The organism is Paracoccus hibiscisoli, assembly GCF_005048265.1.
Lineage (GTDB): Bacteria > Pseudomonadota > Alphaproteobacteria > Rhodobacterales > Rhodobacteraceae > Paracoccus > Paracoccus hibiscisoli.
This window is the reverse complement of the sequence record NZ_SUNH01000007.1, coordinates 67758-79839: the sequence shown is the minus strand read 5'-3', so window position 1 is coordinate 79839 and position 12082 is coordinate 67758. Positions and strand designations below refer to the sequence as shown.

The 12082-nt window shown below is 67.7% G+C and carries 15 protein-coding genes and 1 tRNA gene; 7 read left to right on the top strand and 9 right to left on the bottom strand.

What is annotated here, in order from left to right:
- Nucleotides 1-2: 2 nt before the first annotated feature.
- Nucleotides 3-338: a DUF6477 family protein gene (locus FA740_RS05550; RefSeq protein ID WP_136855790.1), complete on the bottom strand. Its 336-nt coding sequence runs from the start codon at nucleotides 336-338 to the stop codon at nucleotides 3-5.
- Nucleotides 339-553: 215 nt separating this feature from the next.
- Between FA740_RS05550 and FA740_RS05545 the strand changes: the two genes are divergently transcribed.
- The 6 genes from FA740_RS05545 to FA740_RS05520 all read left to right on the top strand — a co-directional run bounded on the left by FA740_RS05545 (nucleotide 554) and on the right by FA740_RS05520 (nucleotide 5166).
- Nucleotides 554-1711, top strand: coding sequence for a DUF6456 domain-containing protein (locus FA740_RS05545; RefSeq protein WP_136855789.1), 1158 nt, complete (start codon nucleotides 554-556; stop codon nucleotides 1709-1711).
- A gap of 99 nt (nucleotides 1712-1810) precedes the next feature.
- Entirely contained in the window at nucleotides 1811-2719 is a 909-nt protein-coding gene (locus FA740_RS05540; RefSeq protein WP_136855788.1) for a hydrogen peroxide-inducible genes activator, read from the top strand.
- A gap of 93 nt (nucleotides 2720-2812) precedes the next feature.
- Entirely contained in the window at nucleotides 2813-3769 is a 957-nt protein-coding gene (lipA, locus tag FA740_RS05535) for a lipoyl synthase (RefSeq protein ID WP_136855787.1), read from the top strand.
- 102 nt (nucleotides 3770-3871) lie between these two features.
- Nucleotides 3872-3955: transfer RNA gene (locus FA740_RS05530), tRNA-Leu, on the top strand.
- 112 nt (nucleotides 3956-4067) lie between these two features.
- Entirely contained in the window at nucleotides 4068-4499 is a 432-nt protein-coding gene (locus FA740_RS05525; RefSeq protein WP_136855786.1) for an ElaB/YgaM/YqjD family protein, read from the top strand.
- A 10-nt stretch (nucleotides 4500-4509) separates the two neighbouring features.
- On the top strand, nucleotides 4510-5166 hold the full coding sequence (locus FA740_RS05520; protein ID WP_136855785.1) for a hypothetical protein: 657 nt from the start codon (nucleotides 4510-4512) through the stop codon (nucleotides 5164-5166).
- Nucleotides 5167-5220: 54 nt separating this feature from the next.
- On the opposite strand, the gene grxD is transcribed toward FA740_RS05520, so the two are convergent.
- The 3 genes from grxD to FA740_RS19635 form a co-directional block, all read right to left on the bottom strand.
- A complete protein-coding gene (grxD, locus tag FA740_RS05515) occupies nucleotides 5221-5583 on the bottom strand; it encodes a Grx4 family monothiol glutaredoxin (RefSeq protein WP_136855784.1) in 363 nt (120 codons plus the stop codon).
- Between the two features lie 32 nt (nucleotides 5584-5615).
- A complete protein-coding gene (locus FA740_RS05510; RefSeq protein ID WP_136855783.1) occupies nucleotides 5616-5858 on the bottom strand; it encodes a BolA/IbaG family iron-sulfur metabolism protein in 243 nt (80 codons plus the stop codon).
- A 122-nt stretch (nucleotides 5859-5980) separates the two neighbouring features.
- Nucleotides 5981-6148 carry a hypothetical protein gene (locus FA740_RS19635; RefSeq protein ID WP_169306226.1) on the bottom strand — a complete coding sequence of 56 codons (168 nt, stop codon included), beginning with the start codon at nucleotides 6146-6148 and terminating at the stop codon, nucleotides 5981-5983.
- A 329-nt stretch (nucleotides 6149-6477) separates the two neighbouring features.
- Here FA740_RS19635 and FA740_RS05505 point away from each other — a divergent pair, with 329 nt between their 5' ends.
- Nucleotides 6478-7281, top strand: a complete 804-nt coding sequence (locus FA740_RS05505) for a polyprenyl synthetase family protein (protein ID WP_169306225.1) — start codon at nucleotides 6478-6480, stop codon at nucleotides 7279-7281.
- On the opposite strand, the gene FA740_RS05500 is transcribed toward FA740_RS05505, so the two are convergent.
- Genes FA740_RS05500 through FA740_RS05480 form a run of 5 tightly spaced genes read right to left on the bottom strand, consistent with a single transcriptional unit; the run spans nucleotide 7278 to nucleotide 12079 of the window.
- A complete protein-coding gene (locus FA740_RS05500; RefSeq protein WP_136855781.1) occupies nucleotides 7278-8192 on the bottom strand; it encodes a phytoene/squalene synthase family protein in 915 nt (304 codons plus the stop codon). The two genes, FA740_RS05505 and FA740_RS05500, sit on opposite strands and share 4 nt — an antisense overlap.
- Nucleotides 8189-9694: a phytoene desaturase gene (locus FA740_RS05495; protein ID WP_136855780.1), complete on the bottom strand. Its 1506-nt coding sequence runs from the start codon at nucleotides 9692-9694 to the stop codon at nucleotides 8189-8191. Before FA740_RS05495 ends, FA740_RS05500 begins: the two co-directional genes overlap by 4 nt.
- Complete coding sequence (gene crtY, locus FA740_RS05490) at nucleotides 9691-10851, bottom strand: lycopene beta-cyclase CrtY (protein ID WP_136855779.1); 1161 nt, start codon at nucleotides 10849-10851, stop codon at nucleotides 9691-9693. Before crtY ends, FA740_RS05495 begins: the two co-directional genes overlap by 4 nt.
- Nucleotides 10848-11336, bottom strand: coding sequence for a sterol desaturase family protein (locus FA740_RS05485; RefSeq protein WP_136855778.1), 489 nt, complete (start codon nucleotides 11334-11336; stop codon nucleotides 10848-10850). The genes crtY and FA740_RS05485 overlap by 4 nt, the downstream gene beginning before the upstream one ends.
- A complete protein-coding gene (locus FA740_RS05480; RefSeq protein ID WP_211243647.1) occupies nucleotides 11333-12079 on the bottom strand; it encodes a fatty acid desaturase in 747 nt (248 codons plus the stop codon). Before FA740_RS05480 ends, FA740_RS05485 begins: the two co-directional genes overlap by 4 nt.
- Between the last annotated feature and the right edge of the window lie 3 nt (nucleotides 12080-12082).

The following is a 12082-nucleotide window of genomic DNA, read 5'->3' as shown; positions in this document are numbered from 1 at the left end:
GCCTACAGCGCGACGGCGGTGACCGGCATGGGCGCCGCCTCGATCGCGGCGCGCATCTCGGCCAGGATCGCGATCATCAGCAGCACATGGCGGCGCAGGTCGTATTCGGCAGCCTGCGTCTGACGCATGTCGTTCTGGATCTCCTCCTCGGCCCGCAGGCGGGACAGGACGGCGCCAGGCGCGGGGCAGCGGTCGCTGCGCAGCAGGCGGGGCAGATCGCGGTCGCGCTTCCACGACTTCTGCCCTTCGCGGGCGGCGCGGATCAGCGTGGCCGGACGGTGCAGGCCCTGATTCGCAGGGCGGGGCCGAAAGAGGATCACGTTCGAAGCTGCGGTCATGGGGCGGGTCCTTTGCGTTTGCCACGCGGTCACCATCACACAACCTTGACGTGCGTTGCCAAAAGCCCTGTCGCAGCGCGCGGTGGGACAAGGCTTCTTTAGGAATTGTTAGTGAATGTTGCGGCTATGTGCAGAAACACCCTGTTAACCACAGGGAAACATTCAACCCAGGGTAGTCATCTGCCGGGCTGCCCGAGGACGACAAGGGACCTGACATGACCATATTGACCGGTGATTTCGCAAACCACTCGGGCGTCGCGGAGCACCGTTCGCAGGTGCAAGGGCCGGATAACGGGCCCGACCACACGCCCGATGACATGACACAGGACGCCCAGCTGTATCTGCGCCATGTCGAGCAGGGCGTGACCATCCGTGCCCTGGCCCGCGAGGCGGGGTGCCACGCCTCGACCATCATGCGCCGCATCCGGCGCTTTGAGGCCCGGCGCGACGATCCGCTGGTGGATACCGCGCTGGAACCCCGCCCGGACGGGACCGCCCGTCCCGATGAACGCCAGATCATGCGCGTGCTGCGCCGCCTGGCAGAGCCGTCCGCCGAGATGGCCTCGGCGCCGGGCATGGACAAGGCCATCGTGACCCGCGACGACATCCGCACCGCCGTGCTGGAGCGGGCCCTGGCCGAGACGCTGGCCCTCAAGGGATGGGTCGTGCAGACCCGGGGCGGCGGGCGCATCCAGCGCTATGTCATCTCTCCGGCCGGGCGCGAGGCGCTGCGCGACATGCTGCGCTCGCCGCGCCAACAGGGTACGGTGCATCCGGGGCCCGCAGCCTTCGTTGATGCCAAGCCGGTCACCGATGAGCAGCCCGTGATGGGCATGGCCGAGGCGCAGGCCGGGTTCGATCACGCCGACCGCCACCGGGTCTGGGAAAACCGCGTCATCGACGATCCCGAGGACGGGCGCCGCCGCCATGCCCGCGTCAACATCGCCGAAAGCCCGCTGCTGGTGCTGGCGCGCCGGCGCGATCATGACGGGCAGGCCTTTCTGACGCCGGGGATGGTGACCGCCGGGGAACGCCTGCGCGAGGATTTCGAACTGGCCCAGATGGGGCCGCGCGTCACCCAGAACTGGGACGGGTTCATGACCTCGGGGATCGACGTGTCGCGCGGGGGCGGCGGCTATCGCGGCGGGTCGGAATCGGCGCGCGACCGGGTGGCGCTGGCGCTGCGCGATCTGGGACCGGGCATGGGCGACATCGTGCTGCGCGTCTGCTGTTTCCTGGAGGGGATCGAGATGACCGAGCGTCGCCTCGGCTGGTCCGCCCGTTCGGGGAAGATCGTGCTGCGCCTGGCGCTGATGCGGCTGGAGCGGCACTATGCCGAAACCTATGGCAAGGGGTCGCGCCTGATCGGCTGATCCGACCCCGCGCGCTGGCAGGGCCATGCCCTTGCCAGGCGCACCCGCGGTCCGATAAGGTCGCATAATGAGATCCGCACGACATCGTCAGGTGTTCTGATGAACATCACTCTGCGCCAGCTGCGCTATTTCCTGGCCCTGGCGCAGCATCTGCATTTCACGCGCGCCGCGGAATCGATCAATGTCACCCAGCCCGCCCTGTCCATGCAGATCCGCGCGCTGGAGGATTCGGTCGGCGCGCGGCTGGTCGAGCGGACGCCCCAGGGCATCGTCCTGACGCCTCAGGGCCGCGCGCTGGAACGCCACGCGCGCCGCGTGATGGGCGCAATGACCGATCTGGAACAGGATCTGCGCCAGCCGGGGCAGGGCGGCCGGCTGATGCTGGGGATGATTCCCACCGTCGCGCCCTATCTGCTGCCAGAGGCCCTGCCGGTGCTGCGCGCCCGCGACATCGGCCGCAACCTGCATCTGCGCGAGGCGCAGACCGACCGCCTGCTGGAGGAACTGGCGGCGGGGCGGCTGGACGCCGTCGTCGTGGCCAGCCCGCCCGAGGGTGAGGACATGCGCGCGGTGCCGCTGTTCACCGACCGCTTTCTGCTGGCAGGCAGCGCGGCGCGCATCGCCGATCTGCGCCACGGCACGCTGTCGCCCGACGCGCTGGACCCGGGCCAGCTACTGCTGTTGGACGAAGGCCACTGCCTGGGCGATCAGGCGCTGGAGGTCTGTGGCCTGAACCGCCGCGCCGCGCGGCTGGACCTGGGGGCCGCGTCGCTCTCTACGCTGTGCCGGCTGGCCGCTCAGGGGATGGGCCTGACCTTCCTGCCCGAAATCGCCCGCCGGCAGGAGCTGGCGGCCGCCCCCGGCCTGACCGCGATCCGCTTTCCCGACCCGCAACCCTCCCGGCAGGTGGTGCTGATGCGCCGTGCGACGACGCCCGCGCAGGGCTGGTTCGACGATCTGGCGGGCGTTCTGGCGGCAGCCGCGCGCCCGTTGCTGGCCTGTGCGTGACCGCAGGTCTGCCATGCGGCTGCGGTCGCAGGCTGTGCGTTGCCAAACCGGTGCAAAGGCCCTATTTCTGGCCGAACCGCGATTGAAAGGACCATGACCTTGCGCGACCTCAGGATCCCGGATCAGCGCCACCCGGAAAAGGCGCACCGACCCGACCAGGCCCAGCCCAAGAAGCCGGACTGGATCCGCGTCAAGGCGCCGACCTCGGCGGGCTACAAGGCAACGCGCGATCTGCTGCGCGAGAACCGCCTCTCCACCGTCTGCGAGGAGGCTGGCTGTCCCAATGTCGGCGAATGCTGGAGCCAGGGCCACGCCACCATGATGATCATGGGCGAGATCTGCACCCGCGGCTGCACCTTCTGCAACGTCGCGACCGGCAAGCCCCAGGCCCTGGACACGTTCGAGCCGGGCCGCGTCGCCCATGCCGTGCAAAAGCTGGGCCTGAACCACGTCGTCGTCACCAGCGTCGATCGCGACGATCTTGACGATGGCGGGGCCGAGCATTTCGCCCAGACCATCCGCGCGATCCGCCACCGCTCTCCGGGTTCGACCATCGAGGTGCTGGTCCCCGATTTCCTGAAATCGGCCCCCGGCGCCCTGGAGACCGTGGTCGCGGCGCGCCCCGACGTCTTCAACCACAACCTGGAGACGGTGCCCGGCCTCTACCCTGAGGTGCGTCCGGGCGCGCGCTATTTCCATTCGCTGCGCCTGCTGCAGCGCGTCAAGGAGCTGGACCCGACCATGTTCACCAAATCGGGCATCATGGTCGGCCTGGGCGAGGATCGTCAGGGCGTTCTGCAAGTCATGGACGACATGCGCGCCGCCGATATCGATTTCATCACCATCGGCCAGTACCTGCAGCCCAGCCCCAAGCATCACCGCGTCGACCGCTTTGTCACGCCCGAGGAATTCGCGGGCTATGAAAAGGCTGCCTATGGCAAGGGGTTCCTGATGGTCTCGGCCACGCCGCTGACGCGGTCATCCTATCACGCGGGCGACGATTTCGCGCGGCTGCGCGATGCGCGTCTGGTCAAGCTGGGGCGCGCCTGACCGCGGGCGCATTGCGCCTCTTGCAAATCGCCGCGGCGGGATTTACGCCTCGGCCATCGGTTCCGCAGGGAACCTCGCCGGAAGGGCGCCTGACGCAGGTCGGGGGGCGTGGCGGAATGGTAGACGCGACGGATTCAAAATCCGTTTCAGCAATGAGTGCCGGTTCGAGTCCGGCCGCCCCTACCACGCCCTTTCGCCGCATTCCCTGTCAAAGAATTTGCAGCGATGCGGGAACAATCATCCCCCTGTGACGGTTTGTCCGACGAAGGTGACAAGACACCGATGAAAGGATCTTACCATGGCACAGAACCCGACCCTCGACGACGCCAAGCGTGACGCCCAGAGCGCAGCCAACGAGGCCAAGCGCGACCTGAATGACGGCGCCCGCCGCGTTGCCGACGATGTGCGTGACACGGCCCGCAACCTGGCCGATAACTCGGGCGCGGCGCGTCTGAAGGACCGCGCGGCGGATCTGTCGGACGAGGCTATCGAGACCGGCCGCCAGTACGCCGAGCGCGCCAAGGATGTGACGCACGAGTACGCCGACAAGGCCCGCGTCGAGGCCGAGCGCCTGTACGAGGCTGGCCAGCAGAAGGCGACCGAAGTCGCGCATTACGCCGAAGAGCGTTACGACGAAGTCTCCGAGATGGTTCGCCGCAATCCGGCCCAGGCTCTGGGCATCGCGGCTGGCATCGGCTTCCTGGTCGGTCTGCTGATTTCGCGTCGCTGAGGTCGGACACATGTTCGATTTCGCCCGACGCGCACAATTGGCTGTCGGCGATACGGCGCGGCGCGCGGCCCTCAAGGCCGCCGCCGCAGTCGTGGGCCTGGTGGCCGGCGGCTTTCTGACCGCCGCGCTGTGGTCGTTTCTGGCGACGGAACTGGGCTGGGGTTCGGCGATGGCATCGCTGGTCATCGGCGGTGCTTTGCTGGCGATCACGGTGATTCTGGTTGCCGTGTCGGCCCGCAAGAAACATCGCATGCCGACGACCGAAGACCTCAAGAACGAGGTTCAGGCACGCGTGTCGCTGGCGACCGAGGCCGCCGTGCTGCGCGCCCGGTCCGAGGCAACGCGCATGGTCGAGCTGGCCGAGACCAAGGCCACGTCGCTGATGGATCAGGCGGGCAACCGCGCCTCCAAGCTGGCCAGCGACGCCGAGGACAAGCTGTTCGGTTCGGTCCGCAAGACCGCATCGGCGGTGGGTCTGACCTCTGCGAACCTGCACGCCGCCGAGCGTGCGGTGAAAAGCGGCAGCCGTCAGGTCCGCGAGGCCTCTGACAGCAATGCGGGCAGCATGGCCAAGCTGATCGGCGCATTCGCCGTGGGCGTGACTCTGGCCGCAGCAATCAAGGAAAGCCGCAGCCGCGACCCCTATGATCCCGACGATCTGATGTAACGAACGAAAAAAAGGGCGCCGAGGCGCCCTTTTTTATTGTCCGTATCAGTGCGTTCAGGCGTTCGCTTCGCGGATCTTATCCGCCGCGGCCTGGTCGAAGGTCACGCCCTTTTTTGACAGCAGCTGATCCAGCTCTCCCGACAGGGTCATTTCGGTGATGATGTCGCACCCGCCGACGAACTCACCCTTGACATAGAGCTGCGGAATCGTCGGCCAATCCGAGAAATCCTTGATTCCCTGGCGAATATCGGCGTCCGACAGGACGTTGATCCCCTCATAGGGCACCGCCATGTAGTTCAGCACCCCGGCCACGCGGCTGGAGAATCCGCATTGCGGCATCTCCTTGGTGCCCTTCATGAACAACACGACGTCGTTGCTGTCGATCAGGTCCTGGATGCGAGTGGTCACGTCGCTCATCGTGGCAATCCTTATCTGGGGCAGGGGGCGCGTCAGTCCGGCGCCTTGGTTGTCAGGGCAAGGGCGTGCAGCTCTCCGGCGGGGCCGTCCATCTTGCCCTTGAGGGCGGCATAGACGGCGCGCTGCTGCTGCACGCGGTTCAGGCCACGAAAACTTTCGTCGATGACCTCGGCCGCGTAATGGTTTCCGTCGCCCGCCAGATCGGTGATCGTGATGCGGGCATCGGGGAACGAAACCCGCAGCAGGGCCTCGATGTCATGCGCTTCCATGGCCATGGGGTGATCCTTGTCGTTGTTGGTCCAGATGTAGGGGATGGCGGCACGACCCGCAAGACCGCCACGAAAACAGCCGCGCCCCCAAGGGGACGCGGCTGACGCGGGCATTCCTGGACGCGCGCTTATTGCGTGGCGCTGACGGCACCCACGGTGCCCCCCACGATCGCGCCTGCAGGGCCCGCCACGGCCGCGCCGCCCAAGCCGCCGGTGGCTGCGCGCTCTCCGACGGTGGTGCCGCAGGCGGCCAGGGTCAGAACGGCGCCGCAGAATGCGATTGTCACGAGTTTCATGCTCTCTATCCTTTGATGTTCGGTCCTTGGAACAGACGCCTGCAGGGTGCATCGGGTTCCCTCATGTGCAGTCGAATAGCCCGCTGCTGCCCCGCGACACCGGGCGGACAAATTGCCGCGCGACGGCGCGTCGCTGTCGAAAAGGCGTGCATTCGGCCCCGAACCGTACCAACATGGCGACCATTGCCGGTGGACGTCGGGTCGGGCGGCAGGCACCGCTCTCCCCGCCAGACCAGAACCCAAGCGCGAAGGCCCTGATGAGACCAGACGTCAATCATTCCATCCTGTTGCAGACCAGACTTGAAGAGATCTCCGACGGTTTCGGGGCGGTGTCCCAGCCCCTGGGCGCGGCGATGAGCCATGCGGCGCTGTCTTCGGGCAAGCGGTTTCGCGGCATGCTGCTGCTGCTGGCGGCCGAGGCGTCGGGCGGGGTCTGCGACACCATGGTCGATGCCGCCGCTGCGGTCGAGATGGTGCATGCCGCCTCGCTGATCTTCGATGACCTGCCTTGCATGGACGATGCCAGCCTGCGCCGCGGCCAGCCCGCCACCCATGTGGCGCATGGCGAAAGCCGCGCCGTGCTGGGCGGCATCGCGCTGATCACCGAGGCCATGTCGGTCCTGGCGACCGCGCGCGGTGCCACGGGTGCCGTGCGCGCGCAGCTGGTGCGCATCCTGGCGCGGTCCCTGGGGCCGCAGGGCCTGTGCGCGGGCCAGGATCTGGACCTGCACGCCGCCAAGAACGGTGCCGGCGTCGAGCAGGAACAGGATCTCAAGACCGGCGTGCTGTTCATCGCGGGCCTTGAGATGCTGGCCGTGGTCAAGGATTTCGACGATGAGGAAAAGGCCCAGATGATCGCCTTTGGCCGTCAGCTGGGGCGCGTGTTCCAGTCCTATGACGACCTGCTGGACGTGATCGGCGACCGCGCGGCCCTGGGCAAGGATGTGGGCCGCGACGCTGCCGCCCCGGGTCCGAAGCGCGGGCTGCTTGCGGTGGCCGACATGCAGCAGGTGTCGCGCCATTACGAGGCCAGCCGCGCCCAGTTGGACGCGATGCTGCGCAGCAAGCGCCTGCAGGCCCCCGAGATCGCCGCGCTGCTGGAACGTGTCCTGCCCTACGGCGTGCGCGCCTAGACGTGATGCGGCCGGGTCCACAGGCCCTGCCGCGACACGCCCGCCCCCGGCAGGCGTGACCGCGCGACATCCCAGCCTCCGACTCCCAGCAGGCCGATCTTGGTCGCCTTGGAGGTGCTGATGCGCTGGCGATAGGCGTCGGGTCCGCCCTTGCGGATGCGCAGCCCGATGGCGCGATAGATGCGCAGGGCGGCGGCGATCGACCAGGCGCAGCGCGGCGGCAGGTCCGCCAGCCCCACGCGGGCCGAGGCGTAATAGGGCTCCGCCGCGTCCAGCAGCCGCAGGATCACCGCGTAAAGCTCGGGCGAGGGCAGCGGCCCGTCGACCTTTGCCCCCGCCTGATCCAGCCAGTCGCCCGGCAGATAGCTGCGCCCGATGGCGGCATCGTCGATGACGTCGCGCGCGATATTGGTCAGCTGAAAGGCCAGCCCCAGATCGCAGGCGCGGTCCAGGACGTGATTGTCGCGAACGCCCATCACGCGGGCCATCATGACGCCCACGATGCCCGCGACGTGATAGGAATATTCCAACACGTCATCCAGCGTGCGGTAATCGCGCGCCTCGACATCCATCGCGAAGCCTTCGATCAGGTCCATGGGCCAGGCCTGCGGGAAATCATGCCGCCGCGCCACCGCGCGCAGCGCCGCAAAGGGCGCGCTGACCGGACCGTTGCCCTGCAATGCCGCCAGCGTGTCGGCGCGCAGGTCGTCCAGCCGCGCTTGCGGGTCGTCCACGGCCTCGGGGCGGCTGCCCAGGGCCTGACCGTCGATCACGTCATCGGCGTGGCGGCACCAGGCATAGAGCATCACCGTGTGGTCGCGGATGCCCGGTGGCATCAGCTTGGCCGCCGTGGCAAAGCTTTGCGAGCCTTGGGTGATGGCTTGCGTCGAGGTCAGGACCAGATCGCTCATGCGCCCGCCAGATCGGACAGCATCACCTGGGCCGTGGCCTTTGCGGACCCAACGACGCCGGGGATGCCCGCGCCCGGATGGGTGCCCGCACCGACCAGATAGAAGTTGCGGATCGTCTTGTCGCGGTTATGCGGCCGGAACCAGGCCGATTGCGTCAGGATCGGCTCGACCGAAAAGGCGCTGCCGTGATGGGCGTTCAGCTCGGTCGAGAAATCGGCGGGGGTGAAGATGCGCGTCGTGGTCAGGTTGGCGCGCAGGTTCGGGATCAGCCGTTCCTCCAGGGATGCCAGGATGCGGTCGGCATAGCGCGGCCCCTCGACCGCCCAATCGATATCGGCGCGGCCCAGATGCGGCACGGGGGCCAGCACATAATGCGTGGACATGCCCGGAGGCGCCATGTCCGGGTCCGTCGTGCAGGGGGAATGCAGGTAGAGAGAGAAATCCTCGGCCAGGTTCGGGCCCTTGAAGATCTCGTTCACCAGCTCCTTGTAGCGGGGGCCGAACAGGATGGTGTGATGCGCGATGTCCCTGGGCGCCTCGCGCAGGCCGAAATGCAGCACGAAAAGCGACATCGACCAGCGCTTGCGTCCAAGCGAGCGGGCCTGCGACTGGCCGCGCTTGGTGTGCCCCAGCAGGTCGCGATAGTTGTGCATGACATCGCCGTTGCTGGCGACCATATCGGCGGCCACATGGCGTCCGTCGGCCAAGGTGACGCCGGTGGTGCGCGCGCCCTCGGTCTCGATCCGGGCGACCTTGGCGTTCAGCATGACCTGTCCGCCTAGCCGCTCGAACAGGGCGACCATGCCCGCGACCAGCTGGTTGGTGCCGCCCTTGGCGAACCAGACGCCGCCGCGCCGCTCCAGCGCGTGGATCAGCGCATAGATCGAGCTGGTCGAGAACGGATTCCCGCCCACCAGCAGCGTGTGATACGAGAACGCCTGCCGCAGATAGGGGTCCTTGATGAAGGTCGCGACCTTGGCATGGACCGACTTGTAGGCCTCCAGCCGCATCAGCGCGGGCGCGGCCTTGAGCATCTGGCCCAGCTTGAGGAACGGCACGGTGCCCAGCTTGACGTAACCCTCCTGATACACCTCCTCCGCGTAATCGCGGAACCGGCGGTATCCCTCCAGGTCGTCGGGGTTGAACTGCGCGATCTGCTGCTCCAGCTGATCGGCCTCGTTCACATAGTCGAACACCTTTCCGCCCGGCCACATCAGCCGATAAAAGGGCGATACCGGCATCAGCGTCACGTCGCGCGCCATGTCCTGGCCGGTCAGCGCCCACAATTCGCGCAGTGCGTCGGGGTCGGTGATGACCGTGGGGCCCGCGTCAAAGACATGCCCCTGATCGTGCCAGACATAGGCCCGCCCGCCCGGCTTGTCGCGGGCTTCGACCAGGGTGGTGGCGATGCCGGCCGATTGCAGGCGGATCGCCAGGGCCAGGCCGCCAAAGCCTGCACCGATGACGATGGCGGTCTTGGCCGCGGGCGAATGGGCGTTCATGCGTCTTCCTTCAGAAGGGGGCGTTCGGGCAGGCAGCGGATCGCCGTGCCGATGGGAATGGGGGGCTTGCCGGTCACGATGCGCAACTGGTCGGCCAGGGTCAGGCGTCCGGCATAGAACCGCTCGATCAGACCTTCGGGCATCCGGTAGAACCGTTGCAGCAGGGTATAGCGGCGCTCGGGGGCGCAGCCCCGGAACAGCATCCGGTTCAACAGGCGCAGGAACCGATCCTGACGCGCGCGCGCCAGGGCGAAATCGCGGATGGCCGCGCGGGCGGCGTCGGTCGTGGGGGCTCCGGGCAGGCCTGCCACCACATCCGCCACCCGCGCCGCGTAGGGCAGCGAATAGCCGGTCACGGGGTGAAAGAACCCCGCGCGCAGGCCCACAGGCACCGCGCCTGTGGCGTGATCGTCCCAGAAGCCCGCCGCATCATGGGCCAGCGCGATGGGCAGGATGCCGCGTTCGCGCCGCACTTCAGCGCCGGTCCAGCCGCGCGCGCGGGCATAGTCATGCGATGCCGCCGCCAGCGCGTCGTCGTCCAGATCGCCGCCGTCGGAATAGCGGGTGTCCTCGATCAGGATGCGGGTCGAAGAGAAGGGCAGCAGATAGATGAAGCGGTATCCGTCCTCCTGCGTGACGGTCGCGTCCATGATCATCGGGCGGGGAACGCCGTGGGGGGCGTCGGTCTCCAGCTCGACCCCCACGAACTTCTGGAACCCCACGGTCAGGTGCCGCGACGGCTGCGCGCCGCGACCGTCCAGCACCGCGCCCGCCTCGATCCGGGTGCCGCAGGCCAGCGTCGCGCCCTGCGCGTCCAGCGCGACGATGTCGCTGTTCCAGCGGATCTGCGCGCCCGCATCCAGGACCGCGCGCGCCAAGGCCGCACCGTCCAGAGAGCCGTATCCGGTGCGCAGCCGGCGGGCGTGCCTAGGGAACCGCACCTCTTGGTCGGACCAGTTGCCGCGGCGCAGGGGTTTCAGCCGGGCCAGCCATTCGGGCGACAGGTCGGGGTCGTGGCAGGACCAGGTATGCCCGTCCGACGGCCCCGCGGCACGGTCCAGCAGCAGCACCCGCAGGTCGGGGCGCGCGGCCCGCAGCGCAAGCGCGATCAGCCCGTTGGCAAGCCCCGCCCCGGCCAGCAGGATGTCGGGGGTCACGACCGCTCCTGCGCCTCGGCCCGCAGCACGCCCGAGCCCTTCAGCTCCTGCTTCAGCTTGTCCACCGGGGGGGCATAGATAAAGCCGAAGCTGACGCAGTTGTCGCGCCCCTCGACCGCGTGATGCAGGCGGTGGGCCTGATACAGGCGGCGGGCATAGCCGCGCCGGGGGACATAGCGGAACGGCCAGCGCTGATGGACCAGCCCGTCATGCAGCACGAAATAGATCAGCCCATAGACGGTCATGCCCAGGGCGATCCACCACAGGACCGGCGCCCAGATCCAGCCGACCGTGAACAGGATCGTGGCGATCACCGCGAAGACCACGCCGTAAAGGTCGTTCTTTTCTAGCGCGTGGTCGTGTTCCTCGTGGTGCGACTTGTGCCAGCCCCAGCCCAGGGGGCCGTGCATCACCCAACGGTGCACGGAATAGGCCGTCAGCTCCATCACCAGCACGGTGGCGACGACGATCAGGAAATTGGTCATGCGCAGGTCCCTTTCTTCTGGGTCGCCTTGGCGCGGGTGCGGGGCAGGCGCCACCACGGCACGGTGGGATACAGGTGATGTTCGTGATGATAACCGCCAAAGTGAAAGCAGGTCAGCAGCGACACAGGGTCGCTGATCCGTGACGAGCGCGCATTGTGGCGGTCGGGAAAGACGTCATGGCCCGGACGGTGCGGCAGCCAGGTGCCGAACACGAACAGCTGGACCGAGGCCAGGATCGACGGCAGCGGCCAGAACACGACATACATCCAGCGATCGCCCAGGATCAGCGCATAGACGGTCACGATGACCGGCAGCAGCAGCCCCTCGCGCCAGCCGAAATAGGTGGCGATGAAGCGCCCGTACCAGCGGACCGGGCCGCCATGGTCGAAATCGGGGTCGTCATCAGTGCCCGCATGGCGGTGGTGGGCCATGTGCTTGACGATCATCTTGCGCCACGAGAACCCCGCATAAAGCCACAGGACCAGTTGTCCCATCGCCGCATTGGCGCGGGGGCGGCCCGGCACGACCGATCCGTGCATCGCATCATGGGCGATGATGAACAGCCCCACCGACAGCCAGGTCAGCGCCAGGAAATTCACCGCCGCCAGAACCGGATGGGCGACCGCGTCCAGAAACCACAGCGCATGCACATGCAGCCCCAGCCAGGCCAGGATGATGGCGCCGGAGACGGTCAGGCTGGTGGCCGTCAGATCGGCCTTGGGCAGGGCGTGGTCGGTCATCATGAT